Origin of the sequence: Methanopyrus kandleri AV19, from assembly GCF_000007185.1 — an archaeon.
Taxonomy (GTDB): domain Archaea; phylum JAADCQ01; class Methanopyri; order Methanopyrales; family Methanopyraceae; genus Methanopyrus; species Methanopyrus kandleri.
Genome location: NC_003551.1, coordinates 271,095 through 288,046 on the forward strand (window position 1 = coordinate 271,095; position 16,952 = coordinate 288,046).

The 16,952-nt window shown below is 62.2% G+C and carries 20 protein-coding genes and 1 tRNA gene; 6 read left to right on the forward strand and 15 right to left on the reverse strand.

Features of this window, described 5'->3' with window-relative positions; all coding sequences use genetic code 11:
• Nucleotides 1–112 precede the first annotated feature (112 nt).
• The 3 genes from hemL to ribH all read right to left on the reverse strand — a co-directional run bounded on the left by hemL (nt 113) and on the right by ribH (nt 2,243).
• Nucleotides 113–1,405 carry a glutamate-1-semialdehyde 2,1-aminomutase gene (gene hemL / locus MK_RS01460; RefSeq protein ID WP_011018652.1) on the reverse strand — a complete coding sequence of 431 codons (1,293 nt, stop codon included), beginning with the start codon at nt 1,403–1,405 and terminating at the stop codon, nt 113–115.
• A gap of 115 nt (nt 1,406–1,520) precedes the next feature.
• Nucleotides 1,521–1,598: transfer RNA gene (locus MK_RS01465), tRNA-Thr, on the reverse strand.
• Between the two features lie 219 nt (nt 1,599–1,817).
• Nucleotides 1,818–2,243, reverse strand: a complete 426-nt coding sequence (gene ribH, locus MK_RS01470) for a 6,7-dimethyl-8-ribityllumazine synthase (protein ID WP_011018653.1) — start codon at nt 2,241–2,243, stop codon at nt 1,818–1,820.
• Between the two features lie 74 nt (nt 2,244–2,317).
• Between ribH and MK_RS01475 the strand changes: the two genes are divergently transcribed.
• From MK_RS01475 to MK_RS01485, 3 genes are all read left to right on the forward strand, one after another.
• Complete coding sequence (locus MK_RS01475) at nt 2,318–2,998, forward strand: protein-L-isoaspartate O-methyltransferase (RefSeq protein ID WP_011018654.1); 681 nt, start codon at nt 2,318–2,320, stop codon at nt 2,996–2,998.
• Between the two features lie 99 nt (nt 2,999–3,097).
• A complete protein-coding gene (locus MK_RS01480; RefSeq protein WP_148679436.1) occupies nt 3,098–3,784 on the forward strand; it encodes an ASCH domain-containing protein in 687 nt (228 codons plus the stop codon).
• Entirely contained in the window at nt 3,781–4,191 is a 411-nt protein-coding gene (locus MK_RS01485; protein ID WP_148679437.1) for a hypothetical protein, read from the forward strand. Before MK_RS01480 ends, MK_RS01485 begins: the two co-directional genes overlap by 4 nt.
• A gap of 118 nt (nt 4,192–4,309) precedes the next feature.
• On the opposite strand, the gene MK_RS01490 is transcribed toward MK_RS01485, so the two are convergent.
• The 6 genes from MK_RS01490 to MK_RS01515 form a co-directional block, all read right to left on the reverse strand.
• The gene (locus MK_RS01490) at nt 4,310–5,044 is read right to left on the reverse strand and encodes an MBL fold metallo-hydrolase (protein ID WP_148679438.1); all 735 of its coding nucleotides are present in this window, start codon (nt 5,042–5,044) and stop codon (nt 4,310–4,312) included.
• Nucleotides 5,045–5,103: 59 nt separating this feature from the next.
• A complete protein-coding gene (locus tag MK_RS01495; RefSeq protein WP_011018657.1) occupies nt 5,104–6,072 on the reverse strand; it encodes a DUF2121 family protein in 969 nt (322 codons plus the stop codon).
• A 41-nt stretch (nt 6,073–6,113) separates the two neighbouring features.
• Nucleotides 6,114–7,154, reverse strand: coding sequence for a radical SAM protein (locus MK_RS01500; RefSeq protein ID WP_011018658.1), 1,041 nt, complete (start codon nt 7,152–7,154; stop codon nt 6,114–6,116).
• Nucleotides 7,151–7,414: a metal-sulfur cluster assembly factor gene (locus MK_RS01505; protein ID WP_011018659.1), complete on the reverse strand. Its 264-nt coding sequence runs from the start codon at nt 7,412–7,414 to the stop codon at nt 7,151–7,153. The genes MK_RS01500 and MK_RS01505 overlap by 4 nt, the downstream gene beginning before the upstream one ends.
• A gap of 6 nt (nt 7,415–7,420) precedes the next feature.
• Nucleotides 7,421–7,795, reverse strand: a complete 375-nt coding sequence (locus MK_RS01510; protein ID WP_148679440.1) for a hypothetical protein — start codon at nt 7,793–7,795, stop codon at nt 7,421–7,423.
• A gap of 86 nt (nt 7,796–7,881) precedes the next feature.
• A complete protein-coding gene (locus tag MK_RS01515; RefSeq protein WP_011018661.1) occupies nt 7,882–8,958 on the reverse strand; it encodes a DNA topoisomerase in 1,077 nt (358 codons plus the stop codon).
• A 271-nt stretch (nt 8,959–9,229) separates the two neighbouring features.
• Between MK_RS01515 and MK_RS01520 the strand changes: the two genes are divergently transcribed.
• A complete protein-coding gene (locus MK_RS01520) occupies nt 9,230–9,448 on the forward strand; it encodes a hypothetical protein (RefSeq protein ID WP_158295871.1) in 219 nt (72 codons plus the stop codon).
• 18 nt (nt 9,449–9,466) lie between these two features.
• Here the strand turns inward: MK_RS01520 and dcd are convergent, their stop codons facing one another.
• On the reverse strand, nt 9,467–10,048 hold the full coding sequence (gene dcd / locus MK_RS01525) for a dCTP deaminase (RefSeq protein ID WP_011018663.1): 582 nt from the start codon (nt 10,046–10,048) through the stop codon (nt 9,467–9,469).
• Between the two features lie 15 nt (nt 10,049–10,063).
• Here dcd and MK_RS01530 point away from each other — a divergent pair, with 15 nt between their 5' ends.
• Entirely contained in the window at nt 10,064–10,936 is an 873-nt protein-coding gene (locus MK_RS01530) for a metallophosphoesterase family protein (RefSeq protein ID WP_011018664.1), read from the forward strand.
• Here the strand turns inward: MK_RS01530 and larC are convergent.
• Nucleotides 10,930–11,460, reverse strand: a complete 531-nt coding sequence (gene larC, locus MK_RS01535; RefSeq protein ID WP_011018665.1) for a nickel insertion protein — start codon at nt 11,458–11,460, stop codon at nt 10,930–10,932. The two genes, MK_RS01530 and larC, sit on opposite strands and share 7 nt — an antisense overlap.
• A gap of 27 nt (nt 11,461–11,487) precedes the next feature.
• On the opposite strand from larC, the gene MK_RS01540 reads away from it, so the two are divergent.
• Entirely contained in the window at nt 11,488–12,750 is a 1,263-nt protein-coding gene (locus MK_RS01540; protein ID WP_011018666.1) for an MgtC/SapB family protein, read from the forward strand.
• On the opposite strand, the gene rsmB is transcribed toward MK_RS01540, so the two are convergent.
• The 4 genes from rsmB to MK_RS01560 all read right to left on the reverse strand — a co-directional run bounded on the left by rsmB (nt 12,747) and on the right by MK_RS01560 (nt 16,849).
• Nucleotides 12,747–14,096 (reverse strand): 16S rRNA (cytosine(967)-C(5))-methyltransferase RsmB, encoded by a 1,350-nt coding sequence (rsmB, locus tag MK_RS01545; RefSeq protein ID WP_011018667.1) that lies wholly within the window; start codon nt 14,094–14,096, stop codon nt 12,747–12,749. The genes MK_RS01540 and rsmB overlap by 4 nt on opposite strands.
• A 6-nt stretch (nt 14,097–14,102) precedes the next feature.
• The gene (locus tag MK_RS01550; RefSeq protein ID WP_148679443.1) at nt 14,103–14,540 is read right to left on the reverse strand and encodes a hypothetical protein; all 438 of its coding nucleotides are present in this window, start codon (nt 14,538–14,540) and stop codon (nt 14,103–14,105) included.
• Nucleotides 14,534–16,102, reverse strand: a complete 1,569-nt coding sequence (gene serA, locus MK_RS01555; RefSeq protein ID WP_011018669.1) for a phosphoglycerate dehydrogenase — start codon at nt 16,100–16,102, stop codon at nt 14,534–14,536. Before serA ends, MK_RS01550 begins: the two co-directional genes overlap by 7 nt.
• A 129-nt stretch (nt 16,103–16,231) precedes the next feature.
• Nucleotides 16,232–16,849, reverse strand: a complete 618-nt coding sequence (locus tag MK_RS01560; protein ID WP_011018670.1) for a DUF1678 family protein — start codon at nt 16,847–16,849, stop codon at nt 16,232–16,234.
• Nucleotides 16,850–16,952: the final 103 nt, after the last annotated feature.

Here is a 16,952-nt window from a genome sequence, read left to right on the forward strand (position 1 = left end):
CATCGCGTAGCTCCGACGAAACCTCCCTCCTCATCCCCTCGAGTTCGTTCGGGGTGGAACGGTCGGGGAAGCCCAGGTACAGGTCATCAGGGACTCCCCCGGTACGGCCTCCTCATCCCGTGAGCCGATCGAGTGCCTCTTCGAAGGCTTCCTCGGTGCGTTCCAGGTCCGTCTCGGTGTGCGCGATGGACAGGAACCAGGCCTCGTAATTCGAGGCCGCGATCCATACGCCGTGCTCTAACAACTCCCTGTGGAACCGCTTGAACGCATCGTGGTCGGCCGAGTTTACGTCGGCGTAATCTCGGACCTCTTCGATCCCGAAGTACACCTGGAACATGGACTCCACTCGGTTCACGACTCCTTCGATGCCACGGTCCTCGAGGCCGTCCTCCAGGGCGGAGGCCAACCGCTCCGCCTTCGATGAGAGTTCGTCGTAGGGTCGTTCACGTTCGAGTACCTCGAGCGTCACCAGGCCCGCCGTAGCCGACACCGGGTTGCCGTTGAACGTGCCGGCCTGGTATACTTTGCCCTCGGGTGCAACGCGCGACATGTACTCCTCCGGGCCTCCGAAGGCCCCTATCGGGAGCCCTCCTCCCAGGATCTTACCCAGGCAGACGAGGTCCGCGTCGATACCGTAGTACTCCTGGGCACCACCCAACTCCAGTCGGAATCCCGTGATCACCTCGTCGAAGATCAGCAACCGCTCGGTCCCGTCGCAGTACTCGCGAAGTACTTTCAGGAACTCCTCGTCGGGGGGCACACAGCCGGCGTTACCCAGCACGGGTTCCACGATCACCGCACCGATCTCCTCGTCGAACCTCTCCACGGTCTCCACGAAAGCTTCGACGTCGTTGAACGGGCAGACGAGGGTGTTCTCCGCCACCGACTCCGGGATACCCGGTGAGTCGGGCGCCCCGAGCTCGGAGGCCCCGGATCCCGCCCGGACGAGCACCGCGTCGTGGGCTCCGTGGTAGCACCCTTCGAACTTCACGATCTTCTCACGGCCCGTGTACGCGCGGGCGAGCCGTATCGCGCTCATCGTCGCCTCGGTGCCGGTGTTCACCAATCTCACCTTCTCCACGTTCGGAACCAGCTCGACGACTTTCTCCGCGAGCTTCAGCTCGGGGAGCGTCGGTGTACCGTAGTGGAAGCCCTCCCGCACCCGCTCGACCACGGCCTCTACGACCTCGGGGTGGGCGTGTCCCAGTATTAACGGACCGAAGGCCAAGCAGTAGTCAATCAGGACGTGTCCGTCCACGGTGTACAGGCGCGAACCCTCGGCCCTTTCGACGTAGAACGGGTACGGATCGAACCGTCGGACCGGACTGCTCACGCCGCCCGGCATCACTCGCTCGGCGCGCTTGAAGAGCTCGAGCGACTCGGGGAACTCGTCCTCGTAACCCAAGCTGAGCCCCGATGGGGCATAGGAGCAGGTGCTTAATGAGTGCCTCGCGACTTGCTACGGTATGGAGGGAGTTCCGTGGGACGCCATTCGTTTCGAATTTCATAACGATTCGGGTTGGAGCCGCGGCCGGGATTTGAACCCGGGACCACGGGATTACAAGTCCCGCGCTCTAACCAGGCTAAGCTGCCGCGGCGCGCCCGTTCGGGCCACGATCGTCAGCATACTTATATGTTGCGCTGCCGACCGGGCCCGATCGCTCGGTCCCTCGACTCGCTCTCCCGCACCGGTCGAACCGTCGGTACCTACCGGGACGGCGGAAGGTGCTGGGGGTAGGAGCGGCACTCGTCCAACTCCGCGTCTCCGGGGACGGGACGAGGGACGGCGCACCACCTCCGGCCGACCGGACGGGTCGCTATTCACCCTCCAGCTCCCGCAGCCGCCGGACCATCTTGACGGCGGCTTCTACGGCGCGCTTGGCGTAGTGAACGCGCTCCAGGGCCTCCATCCTGGTCATGCCCGGACCGGAGATACCTAACGCCACGGGCTTACCGTACTCGACCATCAGATCCTGTATCTTCCTGAACGCCTGTTGCGCGATAGCCTGGTCGTGGTCGGTGTCACCCTTGATGATCGCACCTAGGGTCACGACGGCGTCGATGTCGTCGCGCTCGAGGAGCTTCCTGACCGCCAACGGTACCTCGAAGGATCCGGGGACGAGGACGCGTTCGACGACCTTCGCCCCAAGATCCTTGGCGTGTTGGACCGCGAGCTCCTCCATCGCGTAGGTTATCTCCCGGTTGAATTCCGTCACGACGAGACCCAGTCGTATCTCCGACACCTGACACACCCCGACGGCTCCGCGCTCCGACACGTCCAAAACCCCTACGGTCACCAGTCGGTGGGGGGACGGTATTGGCCGAAGACGATAAGGTCTTTCGACGCGCCCGTGAGCGCCTGGTGGAGCGGTTGAAGTCCCTGGGTTACATTAGATCGAACCGCGTGGCCGAGGCCATGCTCAAGGTGCCGCGTCACGAGTTCGTTCCGGAGGATCTCCGCGATCGGGCCTACGTCGACTCGCCCTTACCCATCGGCAGGGGACAGACCATCTCGGCCCCGCACATGGTGGCGATCATGACCGAGTTGCTCGACCCACGGCCCGGACACAAGGTGCTCGAGGTGGGGGCGGGTTCGGGGTACCACGCCGCCGTGGTAGCCGAACTGGTGAAACCCGACGGTCGTGTGATCACGGTCGAGAGGATCCCGGAGCTCGCGGACTTCGCCCGGAATAACCTGAAGAAAACCGGATACGACCGTTTCGTGAAGGTGTTGGTGGGGGACGGGACCAAGGGCTACCCGCCCGAAGCCCCGTACGACCGTATTCTGGTGACGGCGGGCGCCCCGGACGTCCCGGAAAGCCTGCTGGAGCAGCTGAAACCGGGAGGGAAGATGGTCATTCCTGTGGGAGACCGGCACATGCAGGAGCTGTGGTTGGTGGAGAAGACCGAGGACGGAGAGATCAGGCGTCGTCGGCACGGTGGATGCGCGTTCGTACCGCTCATAGGGGAGGAGGGGTTCCAGGAACCCGAATCTTGACCCACTCTAGAGGATATGTACGACCCCGGGGATGAGGAGACCGGCAGGAGGAGACCGAGATGATCGAGGACCCCGATACCCGACCCGGGGGTGAAGACCATGGCTAAAGTCCCTGATCGCGTGCTGAACCGCTCCGAAGTCGCCCAGAACCCACACCGGGCCGTGGGCGAGTACGTCGAGGCCGTGGTGGTGCAGATCAAGGGAGATCAGGGTATCCAGCTGGAGCTCGGCCTACCGTTCGGCGTGTTCCTACCGGCCGGAGCGATCCGAGCGGCCCTAGACTGGCCCGAACCGGTGGATTTGGAGCTGCTATTCATACCCGGAGAAGAGCTGATCGTCAAACTCGAGGACCTGGATCTTAAGAACAAGGTAGCCCGTGTATGGATCCCGGACTTCGAGGTGGAACGGCTCCGAGTGAGGCTCGGAGAGAAGCCGCCTCGCCGCGTGATCGAGATCATGACCAGGGAGGAGTTCTTCGATCTGATCACCGAGGGTCTGAAAACCGCCGAGATACGGCCGTCCGACCACCGATCGTTCAGGTACCTGGAGCCAGGCGATACGCTCGTGTTCAAGAACTTCAAGGCCGGCACCATGCGCTGCATCGAGACGGTGGTCAGGAACGTCGAGAAGGATCTCGACCCCAAGGAGGCCGCCGAGCGGTTCTATCAGGAGGCCGGATTCGAGAGCCCCGAGGAGTGTCTAGAGGGACTTAAGGAGATGTACGACGGACTGCCCGAGAAGGTCGATGTAGCCGAGTTCGAGCCGGTGAGGGAGTGGGAAGAATGAAGGAGGAGGTGGCGAAAAGGATCGCATCGGAGGTAGCGCCCCGGGTCGACTCGAAGGTAGTGGACAGGATCTACGTGGCCGTACGTGAGGGTACCGAGGAAGACCCGGAACCCGTCGCGAAGCTCGTCGAGGAAGGAGAGGAAGTGTACGTGGTCTTCATCGGGCTCGAGGAGTCCGAGGACAGCGGTGCCGATAGAACCCTCGTGAATCCCAGGAACCTCGAAGCTATGACCGTCGATCTAATGGAGTGGGCGAAGGAGGAATTCGAGGATGTCCACGTGTTAATCGGCGGAGTATCCTTCGTCTGGAAGGGTGGCTCGTTCCGGGATCTCCTACGACGCTACGGTGAGGATCCGGACGACTTCACGGTGATCGAGGAGAAGGCCGTCGGTATTCCGCCCCGCTGATCCGACGCCCGCCGGAGCTCCTCTAAGGGTATTAGGGAGTTGTCGCGCTTCACGTACTCTGAGCGCGTGGCTCTGGCTCTCCGCACGTCCGCGATACGTCGGCCACCACCTACGGTGTTCACAGATCGTAGGCGCGTCCGTCCCGGGCAGCGACGGTCTCAACGCCGGTCTCGTGCTCAATACGTCTCGCTTCGCGCCCGGGGCCTACCCTGAGCATCTTCATTCCGAAATGGGTTATGAAAACTTTCCGAAGTTCGGGTGCTTCCGAAACTAGCTCTATCACGTCGTAGGTGCAAAGATGCCCTCTGATCCTGTCTGATCCCGGTCTCACGACGTTGACTATGGCGACGGTCACGTCCTCTATCACCTCAAAAAAATCTTCACGGAGTTCCGTGTCTCCGGTGTAGTAAATGGAGTCGTCCTCTGTTTCGAGACGGAACCCGATGCCGGTAGGATCCCCATGGGTAGTCGGTACCGCTTCGAGTGTTCCGGCCGGTAGGTCGATCTCGTCGCCAGGTTCGAGCGCCACGACTTCTTCCGGTAAGCTTCGGTGGTAAGCGCTGAGGACGGGACCGTAGTCACCGGAGTCATCGGAATACCCTTCCACCGCGGAAACGGAACCCACGAACGTGCCGCGACGTTTAGTCCCGCCGCGTGTCATAGCCTCGACGAGCACCTCGGCTTCGGCGTAGTGATCGGGGTGTGAATGGGAGACGAACACGGCGTCGACGGCCGTGGTGGGTCGCCGGGAGAGTCGGGTACTCAGGAGACATCCGGGCCCTGGGTCCACGTGGAGATGGAAGTCGGGAAATTCGAGACGAAAACCTCCGGTTCTGCGTTTCTGAGTGATCATAGCGAAACGTCCGCCGCCTGTACCGGCGAAGAACACTGTGGGGTTGTCCGTCCACCGGTTCAACGTCTCGTTCGGCAGATTGAGTACCCCGTGATCACGGGCAGGTCCTTTCCATCTATCTTCATTACCCCGTCTTTCACCACCACCCTATCTCCCGGCTCCACCTCCTCAGGATTACCTTCGACGGCCATGACGATCTCCTCACCGGGACCGGCGACCACGTCCCCCATGTGCCTGGCGTCGACGTCCTCCGCGAGCCTGACGACGATCCGCCGCTCGGGGGGAACGTCCTCCACCCCTTTACCCTCTTCCTCGGTGCCGACCTCGACGACCTCGCCGACGACTCCTTCCTTCAAGATATCGTAACCTTCCCGGATATGCTTGAGCATCTCCTCGGCGAGTCGCCGTCTGTGCTCGCGGAGCCGTTCGATGTCCTCGTCGATGGCCTTCTGGAGGCGGGCTCGAGCCAGGGGGTCCGCCTTGCCCTTCACCTCGTACGCATCGTACTCGGAGCTCACGAGGATCGTACCGGAGGACACGTACTCGAAGAGGTCATCCAGGGCGTTCCGGAGGGATTCCAGGTCGGGTTTCCCTCCGAGCTCGGAGTTCACGAACTCGATCACCAGTTCCTTGACGACCTTGGGGCCTTCCACGATCAGGGCGGGGCCGCCGAAATTCTTGGAGAGGACCTTTTCCCCTTCAAGCTCAACGATAGCGTGGGCGCCGGGAGTCGCGTAAACGCGGCGCCTCCGAACGCCTTTGGCCGATCTCACGCCGACTTCTCCGGCCACTACCTCGTCGTTCACTTTCCAGACTTTCTTCCTATCGTCGTGGAACTCGAAGTAACCATCCTCGACGTCGAGATCTTTCAGGAACGATTCCAATTCTTCTTCGGTCCTTATCTCACCGGAGTACAGTTTTTCTTCCACTTTCCGCATCTTTTCCTCGTCCATACGAGCGACTAGGGTGCGACGGTCCCCGGCCACGAGAGCACCGTCCGTCCCGGCGTAGGCCAGTACCAGGGTCAACGCGTTCCCTCCCCGCGTTCGGTTGAGATTTCGAATTAGTCTCAGGCGTATCGGTATATGCAGGCGTCAACGTTCTCCAGATGACGTTCGGCGGCACGTTTACACTCTCGCATAACACAGACCGGCGTGTAACCGAGGTCCGCTGAGTGGTATTGAGGCACGTGCTGGAGAAGCCGGTAAGGTATACGTTCGTCGATGGAAGCCAGAAACTCCGCGATTTTCTCTACCTCCTCGGGCGTAATGTACTCGGGCACTACTAGGGTGCTCGGGCGGAGGATCGGTGGATCTTCTCGCGCGAATTCCCGACCGATGATCTCGAGGTTCTTAAACGTGTACTCAGGATCGGAGAAGGATAGGGCGTAGTATATCCGTGGGTCGTACGCCTTGACGTCCATGTTGAAACCTCCACCGGACTCGTAGCAGATCTCGGCGATTCTGCGCATGAGTTTCGGTCTCAAGCTTCCGTTCGTTTCCAAGCACACGCGAACGCGGAGCTCCTCCCACTCACGTCCGATCTCTATAACCTGGTCGTAATGGGGGGTGGGATCACCACCGAAGAAACATACGCACGTCACGTCCGGATCGGAGGCACGACGTTTCAAATCTTCGGCACTCAGCCGCTCACGTTCTACCCAGTGCTCGTAATTCTGGCAGAAGAAGCAGTGGTGGGTGCAGCCTCCATAGAATACGGCTAAGTTATACCGACCGCGCTCGGGCCCCCGTGTTTCCGTGTACTTCGGGTACCCGCGGGAGGTGGCACCGGGGCAGACCCACGCTCCCACGCAGTTGGTGGGGTGGGGGTCCAAATACGCGCGGCCCGCGTGCTCACGGATTATCTTACCGCCCTCGTTTCGAACGACGCCACAGTACCCGACCTTCCCTTCGGGTATCCTACACCGGTTCACGCAGGCGCCGCACTCGAGCCCCTCCGACGGCGGCTCCGGTGGGAGTCCAAGCTCTCTCCTCGCTTCAGCGTGCGCCTCTCGGAGGATCTCTCGGGCTTTATCCCAGCGGTTCAGGATACACTCCCTGCACACGCGTAAAAATGAGGATGCGGGATCCCCGCAGAGTTCGCAGGTCATTCTTCTTCCTCCGTCAACACGTGTCCGACCAGCTTCACGTCGACGTTCACGCCCTCGAAGGCGGACTCGAGGGTGGCCTTGACCTGCTCCACGATCATCAGTGCGGAGGGACAGAACGGGTTAGTGGGCCGGACGACGACTTCGATGTTCTCCTCGTCGGCGTTCACCTCCTCGACGAGCCTCATCGAGACTATGTCGAGTCCCGTGTGTGGGTCTTTCACCTTCTTGAGCTCCTTTAACACTTCCTCTTCAGAGGGCAACTCGGTTCACCCCCGAGCCTTCCGGAGCACCTCTTTCGCGAACTTACGGGCTTTTTGAACATCTCGTTCGTCGGGGTGTCCTCTGGCGATCAAGGGTAAGAAAGGGTGCTCTCCCTTTACGGTCAGTTCTCCGATCACCTCTCCGCCGGCTCGTTCGATCTTCTCGCGCATCCATCGGATGGTTTTACCCGGGTGTAAGGAATACGTGCAGAACAGGGCGACTTTCACGTCGCTCCAGTCGTTGTTGCGCACGAAGTGACGAACCGGCTCCGCCGGTCGGAACGCGTGAACCGGAGTGCCGAGGAACGCGAGCTCGGCGTCCAAGCGTTCGTTGCCGCTGAGGATCTCGACGAGCGAGGCGTCCGTGGTCGAAGCGATCACTTGGGCGATCAGTCGCGTGTTTCCCGTCTCCGAAAAGAAGTATACTTTGCGTCTTATGGCGGCTCACCTCCGCACGTGATCGGCGATCACGGTTCCGGGTCAGGCATCTCGACGACCCTTTCGAGCTCTAGGTAGAGTTTTTCCATCTCCTCTTGATACTCGGCCTTACCGAGCGCTACGGCGTCCATGCGTTCCTCCAGGTCTCTCGTAGTTTCCTCCGATACGAACCGCTCGTAGTGGGTACTGAGGTACTCGTAGACGGCCTCACCACGGGTCGTCGGGAATATCCACCTCCGTTGCGGTACCTCGTACACGTACCCACGCCGGAACAGCTTCTCGACTATCTGCGCGTAGGTGCTAGGACGGCCGAGTCCCCGCTCTCGCATGTCTTCAACCAACTCCGATTGATCGTACGGGTACTCTTCATGCCGTTCCAGCACCTCCACGTCGCCTATTTCGAGCCGATCTCCCTCCTCCAGTTCCGGGGTCTCCCGGATGCCGTACGCCGGCAGGTCGTACTCCGTTAGGACCTTAGTGAAGCCCGGCTCGACGATCTCCAAAACTCCGCTGAGTTCGAGCTCCGCGACGGGCACTCCTTTGACTTCGACCTCCAGCACGGCCTCCTGGTAGAGGACCTTCGCGGGCTTCATCTGGCTGGCTACGAAACGTCGGAAGACGAGATCGTAAAGACGTAAATGGTGAGAAGTCAGCGTGACGGTGGTCTGAATCGCTCCCTCACGAACCATCGTCCGTAGCTCCTCGGCGTCGGCCGGTCTGGTGGGTCTTATACACTCGTGAGCACCTTCGACGTGCTCGGCCTCGGGTTCCCAGGTCCTCGGATTGTAGTCTTCGGGGTCGAAGTTAGCCCGGATGTAGTCCCGGGCTACGCGCTTGCCCTCCTCCGAGACCCTGGTAGAGTCGGTCCGGTGGTATGTGATGAGACCTCCCTCGAACAGGTCCTGGGCCAGCTGCATGACACGCTCGGACGACAGTCGAAGTCGTCGGGTAGCCGCCTGAAGCATGGTTCCGGTTTCGAAAGGTGGTTTAGGGTGTATTTCACGCTCCTCTCGCTCAACTCGGACGACCTCAGCCTTCGCTCCCCTCAGCGAAGTGTAGGTCGACTCGGCGACAGGTCTGTTCCGGATCCGGAGTGTCGCATTCAATTACGATCCCCCGGTCTCGCAGGGTTAGGGCGAGCGCCGAGGTGAATATGGACTTTCGGGAGAACGGGCCCGGGTCGGGTGGATAGGGCATGGACACGTTGTACCGACGCTGATGCGAGATAGCCCCCGGAGGCACCCGTATAGTGGAGGGGACGGGGAGCTCCGACGGCCAGGGTATCCGGGTAGTGATCCGGTGAGGGGTGGGCTGATCGTGGCGAACGGCGGCGGACAGAATGGTAGTACACCTCAATCGCGTGGACAGGCACGGGTGATGAACGTCGGGGCTCGCGAGCATCACATCGACGGAAACACTGTGAAGTTCTTCGGGATCGAGCGGTGGGACGGTCATGCTCCCGAAGTGCCAGTTCCTGTCGTGGCGGCATTCACCGCGCCGGGCGGGTCGGTAGATAACGTCGAGGAAGTCGGGAAGGAGGTACTGTCTAAAGGCCAACGGTATCCCCGGTCCACCGCCCGCGCCCTCGGGTATTAACGGCCCGAAGATCGACTGTTATCCGCGACAGAAGTCCAGGTGCATCTTAGAGGGTGACGGTCTCTCGTCCCCGTGGTATTTACCACTGGACTCCGCGTAGGTACGCTCCGCGGGGCTGGAGAGTCTGTGGAACACTATCTGCACCACCCGCATGCCGGGCCGCAGCTTGACGGGCATGGGGTTGAAGTTAACCAGTTCTAGCGTCAGCCGCCCACGCCATCCCGGATCCACGTATCCGGCCTCCACGTGGGCCTGTATTCCGAGCCTGCCCAACGACGAGCGTCCGTGAAGGACCCCAGTTATGTCCGGTGCGTTGATCTCGATCCACTCGTGCGTGACGGCCAGCACGAGCTCGCCCGGGTTGATCACGAACTCCTCATCTTCGTCGATCACTATCCGCTCCGTGTTCTCACCGGCGTCGACCGTTGGATCTATGCAGGGCTTATGGAGTGTTTTGAACACCACGAACTCGTTGCCTAAGCGCAGATCCAGACTGGCCGGTCCGAGGGCCTCCTCGAGGTACTCCTCCTCGAGGGGCTTCACGACGATATCGCCCTCTTCCAATGCCCGTTTGATATCTCGGTCCGAAAGTACCGTCAAGGGGAGACCCCCAGGTTGGACCTGCGGATCGCACACGTTTCGGACCTCCATCTCGACGAATCCCGGGACAAGTCCGTACTGGAGGCGGCGATCGAGCGTGTCAAGGAACTTCATCCCGACGTCGTGGTGGTGTCCGGTGATATCGTGAAGGGGTGGCGTCCGAGACATTACGGTGAGACCGAGCGAATATTCCGGGCCCTGGATGTTGGCAAGCTACTGGCGGTCGTACCGGACAACCACGACGAGATGCGTGGGGGTGAGGTGGTTTTCAGGAAACACCCGTATTTTAGGAGAAAGTACAGGGAGTTCACCGTGAAAAGCCCCTCGTTCGGGGAGCTGTTGATGTACCCCATAATCCTAGAGGGAGACGGACTCTGCGTGATCGCGCTCGACTCCACCGAAGCGGACCGCAGTGACGGGGAGGTAGGGCTGGACCAGCTGCTCAGAGCCGAGGAGCTGATACGCGAGATCGAGCCGGAGTTCATCGTGCTCACGATGCATCACCACGTGACACCGTTCCCGGGCTTGATCGACGTGTCGACGGTCCTCGACGCCGGTAACCTCAGGGAGTTCTGCGTGGCCAACGGTGTGGACCTGGTGCTGGTGGGTCACAAACACATCCCTCGGGTCGACTACTTCGCCTCCAAAGAAGGAGGTTGTGCCGTCTCGCACGCGGGCACGCTGTGCCCGGAGGTCGCCCGTTATGTACCGCCGGCGTTCAACGTGGTGGACGTCGAGCGGGGGGAGGTAGTGGTGCAGGTCCTTGAGTACCGAGAAGGCGAGTTCAGCGAACCGAAGCTGATGGGACGTTTCAGGATCGAGGGGGAACATCTGCGTCCGGTAGAACTCGGGTACGACCCATCCAAAGCTTGGATGAGGGGCTACTGAACTTTAATCTCGCGTTCCTTGAGGTCGACCCAACCTCCGACCCTCGCGGCGGCCTCCACCATGGCCTTCACTTCGCGCGGTGGGATCCCCGTTTCCTCACCGATCTCACGACACTCGTCGAACTCCGCCTTCACCGTGACTACCTCCCCCTCCTCGGTCTCCGCGATCTTGACGCTGACCCTCCATTCACGCTCACCGTACACCACCCGAACGTCCTCGAACCTGGAGGGTACGGAGTACACCCCGTCGGCGTCGAACCTGTCGACGCCCGTGGACCCGGTTAACACCATGATATCACGGGCGACGTCCTCCGCCACCCGGTCGGGATCCTCACCACCGTCCACTAAAACCACCAGGACGTGTCCGGGCCGGTTCTTCTTCGTCACACACGGGACCGCGTGACACGCGAGTACTTCCTCGCGCTCGATCAGCTTTTGAATCGCGTCGCCCAGCACCTCGCCGTCCCGATCGTCCAATACCGTAACCAGGAACATCAAGTGTGAAGGCTCGTAGTCCAACCCCATTCAGGTGACCCCCGGGAGGATATCGTCATGGACGAGTACCTCCGGTTCCTACAGATGCTGGTGTTATCGGCCGCGGTAGGGATGGTAGTGGGACTCGAGCGCGAGCACGCTCACATCGCGCGTCGGATCGCGGGCTTCAGGACGTTCACTTTAATCGGTGTGCTCGGAGGACTCACCGCGTACTTCTACGAGTTGGGATGCGTCCCCATAGCCACGGTGACGTCGGTGGGAGCCGCCGCGCTGGCCGTGACGATGTACGTCATGCGGGTGTACCAGCGTCGATTGTTGGGTATAGTCACACCGTTGGCGCTGCTGGCCACGTTCGCCGCGGGCGCGTTGGTCGGAATGGAGAGGTTCAAGGAAGGGGCCACTCTAGCGATCGCGACGGCCGTAGTACTCCTCTCCCGGGCGAGGATCCATCCCGTCCTGAGGAGGTTGTCCGACAGGGACGTGTTGGACGCCCTAACGGTGTTCTCGCTGGCCGCACTGGTCTATCCGCTCTGCCCACCCGGTCCCGTGGACCCTTGGGGCGTTCTGAACCTGAGGAGGGTGTTGGAGATCGTCCTGCTGGTGCTCGCGGTGACGGCACTCGGGTACCTGGGAGTTCGGATGTCCGTCAGGGGAGGGGTACTGACGACGTCCTTGGTCGGGGGTTTCGTCAGCAGCTCCGCCACCACCGCGACCGTCGTGGCGAGGTTCAGAGAGCTTCCTTGGGTGCCCGCCGCCGTGGTGCCCGCCGCGACCTCCGTCGCGATCATACGCAACATGATCCTGGTCGCCGCCGTCTCGAGGAACCTAGCCGTGGTGAAGAAGGTGGCTTGCGTAGCGATCCCCGCGGCCATAGCCGGGTTCGCTGTCGCCGTCTACGAGTCGGGTCGCGCGGAAGTCGACGAGGAGGATCTCCGACGGGTCGTTCGAGGTCGGATGCGGTCTCCCCTCTCCCTGAAACCCGCGGTGAAGCTAGGTCTCCTCATCTCGGGATTCTCGATGACCCTGAAGATAGGACAGCTGTTCGCGGGGAAAGCCGGTCTGGTCGTCGGTGCCGTAGTCGGTTCGTTAGCCAGCAGCAACGCGATGAGCCTGAGCCTCGCCTATATGGTGAATTCAGGTACCCTCTCCTCCTCGACCGCGGGCATACTGATCGCACTGTCCTCGCTGGAATCCATACTCGTGAAGTACCTATGGACGGCCGTGTTCGGTAAGAGGGAGGTCCTCGAGCGAACGTGGCGTACGCTCCTACCACCCACGATCGCGGGGATAGCGGGGTTCGGGGTAGTGCTCGCGGGTTAGGTCAGCTTCTTCAACTTGGCCACGAAGAACCCGGTAGTACCGTGGACGTGCGGCCACATCCGACCAGCTTCCAAACTCGACGAGACTCCGTCGACCCGTAAGGGCGGGTGTAAGAACTCGAACTCCGAGCGGACGTCTACGGGACGCAAGCGATCCCGCTTGATCGCCTCGGACACGACGAGCTCGTTCTCCTCGGGCGTGATAGTGCAGGTCGAGTACACAAGCACACCTCCCGGTTTGAGCAGTCGGGCCGCCGCGCGGATGAGCTGACGCTGCTTCAGTGCCAACTCTCGGATGTCTCGGGGTCCGATCTTCCACTTGACGTCGGGGTCGCTCCGGAGCGTTCCGAGGCTGGAGCACGGAGGGTCCAACAGCACCCGGTCGAACTTACCCACGTACCGCGGGTTCCTACCCAACCTGCGGACGTCCGCGCGCAGGACCTCGATGTTCTCGAACACCATCCGTTCCGCGAACCGTTCCAGCCTACGGAGTCGTACCCTGCTGACGTCGACGGCGAGGATCTCCGCTTCATCCTCCGTCAGCTGGGCTATGTGCGTGGTCTTACCGCCGGGTGCGGCACACAGGTCGGCGATCCTCTCCCCGGGTTGCGGGTTCAGTATCTCGGTCACCAGCGCCGCCGCCTCGTCCTGAGGTACGATGTGTCCTTCCCGCCAGCACTCCAGCTCCTCCAGTCGCAGCGGTTGCCCCTTCTTCACCCGGATGCAGTAGTCGACGTACTCCCCGCGCTCCACCTCGAAGCCGTGCTCTTCGAACTCGCGGAGGACGTCCTCGACGTCCGCCGCGGTCGTGTTCACGCGGAACGTGTAGTACTCCGGCGGCTCGTTGTGTACCTCCATGAGCTCCTTGAGTTCGTCCTCGTCGAGGAGGGCACCGAACTTCTCGACGAACCACCGTGGGTGGTGGTATTCGAGGCACAGCCGGTCGATCTCGTCCTCCGGCTCCGGCCGCTCGTACTCCTCCAGGTCCGCGACGACCCCGTGGACGCGGCGGTGGTTCAGTCCGAGCTCCTTGGCCGCCCGGGTCGCGGAGTCCGTCACCGGTGCCGGGTGTTTACCCTCGTAGAGGACCTCGTTCGCGGCTACCATCACGAGGGCGCGCTCCAACGGTGGGAGCTCGGACCTCGAGACGTCCTCGACCACGCGCTCGAGCGTCCCGTAGCGGCGGAGTACGTCGTACACCATGCTCCGCGTCACGGACTGCGTCTTGTCGTCGTACTCGGACAGCGTCTTCCTGAGAACGTACTGGATGGGGTACGACTTAGTCCTCATGACCTCGATCAGCGACTTCGCCGCCAGCGCGTAACACCGCGCCCAGAACTCCGTCAACTCCCGTCACCCCCGGACCACGATCGTGTTTCCGCCCCTCCTCTTCGCCTCCCGGAGCGCCTCGAGGGCACGACGGACCGCCGGCGACTCGGCCTCCCGGAACGAGCGGCGGTCGCTGGGCGCCGGACCCACGCCCACACCGAGGCTGATCGTGACCTCGCCTTTGAACTCTCTTTCGAAACGTCTACGTATCCGTTCACATTCTTCGAGTATTTCGTCTAAGAACGCGTCACCGCCTGGGATCTCGACGACGAACTCCTCGGTACCGCGCTCCCGGTCCGGTCCCTTGACGGCCACGGCGCCCGGAAACTTCGTCAGAAACCGCTCAACCAGCTCCGTGAGAAGGCCTGTGGCGGGGTTAGGAGAGTACTCCGGCCAACCCCTCTCCTCGACCACCTCCCCGAACCGGTCCAGGTCGCCCGCCACGGCCACGCTCCTCAGCACCTGACCAGCTCCACCCGGCGGACCGGTTCGACCTCGTCGATGGCCCGCAGGCACTCCTCGGGCGGCTCCTCGTCCATCCGTATGACCATGATCGCCTCGCCGCCGCGCTCCCGGCGTCCTACCTCCATCGCGGCCACGTTCACGCGGTGCTCGCCCAGGATTATCCCGACCTCCCCGATGACCCCCGGCCTGTCCACGTGCCACACGAAGAGCGTCGGACCGCTGAGCTTGAACCGTACCTCGTACCCGTTCACCGACGTCAGGTACACCCGATCCTCGACCAGCTCGCCCCTGAGCGAGATCTCGTCCTCGTCCGAGCGGACGACCACCTCCACCTCTCCTCCCTCGAGCTCGTCCGAGACCGTGAACTCGAACTCGATCCCCCTCCGCTCGGCGACGTCTACAGCGTTGACCATGGTGACGGGCTCCGTCAACACTCGGTCCAGACACCCTTTCAGGACGGCCCGCTTCAGCGCCTCCTTTTCACGGTCCTCGAGCTCACCACCCACCTTAACCTGTACCCACCTCAGGCGCTCCTCGAGTACCTGGGCGGCGGCGTCGGCCAGCCTTTCACCGACCTCCATCAGCTCCCTCACGTCGTCCGGCACACCGGCCAACGGCAGGTTGACCACGTTCTCCGGGATCTCGCCCTTCAACACCCTCTCGATCTCGCGGGCTACGATCAGACCCGCGGCCCGCTGCGCCTCGCCGGTCGAACCGCCGATGTGCGGCGTGAGGACCACGTTATCCAGCTCGTACAGCGGGTGGTCCTCACCGGGTGGCTCCTCGGCGAACACGTCGAGGGCGGCGCCCGCGATCCAGCCCTCCTTCAGCGCCTTGATCAGCGCCTCCTCGTCCACGATCTTACCGCGCGCGCAGTTGACCAGGAACGCCGAGCTCTTCATCCGCTTCAGCTCCTCCTCGCCGATCATCCCCTCCGTCTCCTCGGTCAGGGGCACGTGGATCGAGACGACGTCAGCGCGCTCCAGCAGCTCCTCGAGCTCGTCGACGAGCTCCACCCCGAGCTCCTCCGCCACCTTCTCCGGTATGTACGGGTCGTACGCTGTCACCTCCATCTCGAACGCCTTCGCACGCTTGGCCACCTGCTGACCTATCCTACCCAGTCCTATGAGACCCAACGTCTTTCCGGCCAGCTCGACGCCCATGAACCGCTTCCTGTCCCACTCCCCGCGGCGCACCGACCTGTCCGCCTGCGGTATCTTTCGGGCCAACGCCAGGATGAGACCCATCGTGTGCTCGGCTACCGAGATCGAGCTCGACTCGGGCGCGTTGACGACGATGATACCGCGTTCCGTCGCGGCCTTCACGTCGATGTTGTCGACGCCCACACCCGCCCGGGCGATGACCTTGAGATTCTTAGCCTCCTCGATCAGCTCCCTCGTCACCCGCGTCCCGCTCCTCACCACCCAGGCGTCCGCGTCCCGCACGTGCTCACGGATCTCCTCCTCGTCGGCGTCCTCCAGCACGACGACCTCTCCGAGCTCCTCGAGCTTCCTCAGCGCGTCCTCGTGGATAGGGTCCGTAACCAGAATCTTGGCCACGGAGACACCCCCGGCCGGGCACGGATAGCCCCGAAAATATGTTGACTGGGTCTCCTCCGGGGCCGGCCCCGTCGCCCCGATGGTGCCAACGGGTCCGCCAAGGTCGACGTGAAGCACCTGACGAGGCGCTCACTGTACGTGTCTCAGCTTCCAGCGTTCTAATTCGAGTTTCACGTCGGGGATCTCGTGTTTCCCGTCGAGGGATTTCCTACGGTGACGGATCACCTTCCTCAAGTGAGCGGAGTAATGCGCGGGCCAGCCTCCGAGGGTTCTGATCGCGAAGGATTCGAGTCGATCGGGGAGTTCCTCTAACACGTCCCGGATCCTGGGTGATTCGGAGGGTCGGGCGTCGAACGTCAGCGCGAGCCCTCGTGCGAGTACTCGCCTTGCCCTCTTGTATGGGAGGTCCGAAACCCCGGTCAGGAGGGTCTTGAGTACCGAGCGGAGGTTGCGCATCAAGTGCCGGGCGAGCTCGAGGACCTCGTTCCGGTCCAGGGAGACGAGCCATTCGACGAACCGAACACTCTCGTTCTCGGGTTTGCCCAGATAAAGGGTCCTACCGTGCTTGAACTTCGAGTCCCTCCGCCACCTCGCGACGTAGTACGGACCGCAGGTACTCCCGCTCACCGTCCGGTAGGTCACCTCGAGGCTCGGCTTCCTCTTCCTCCGATGGACTTCCCTCAGGACTCGGAGTGCCCGAATCCTCTCGACCGGGTCGGAGGGTATCGGGACGTGCGACTCGATCAACCCCGGTACGCGATCCAGGGTAGTGGCCCCAGATTGTATGGAGGCAGGGGAAAGGCAGCCTTCCAGGATAAAAGTCTTGCCGTTCGGAAGTCGTGACGTCAAT

Coding starts and splice junctions, on each gene's coding strand:
- MK_RS01520 (WP_158295871.1), top strand. CDS start 9,230: ATGAACGTCGGGGCTCGCGAGCATCACATCGACGGAAACACTGTGAAG.
- MK_RS01490 (WP_148679438.1), bottom strand. CDS start 5,044: ATGATCACTCAGAAACGCAGAACCGGAGGTTTTCGTCTCGAATTTCCC.
- MK_RS01480 (WP_148679436.1), top strand. CDS start 3,098: ATGGCTAAAGTCCCTGATCGCGTGCTGAACCGCTCCGAAGTCGCCCAG.
- larC (WP_011018665.1), bottom strand. CDS start 11,460: ATGGGGTTGGACTACGAGCCTTCACACTTGATGTTCCTGGTTACGGTA.
- MK_RS01485 (WP_148679437.1), top strand. CDS start 3,781: ATGAAGGAGGAGGTGGCGAAAAGGATCGCATCGGAGGTAGCGCCCCGG.
- MK_RS01540 (WP_011018666.1), top strand. CDS start 11,488: ATGGACGAGTACCTCCGGTTCCTACAGATGCTGGTGTTATCGGCCGCG.
- MK_RS01500 (WP_011018658.1), bottom strand. CDS start 7,154: ATGACCTGCGAACTCTGCGGGGATCCCGCATCCTCATTTTTACGCGTG.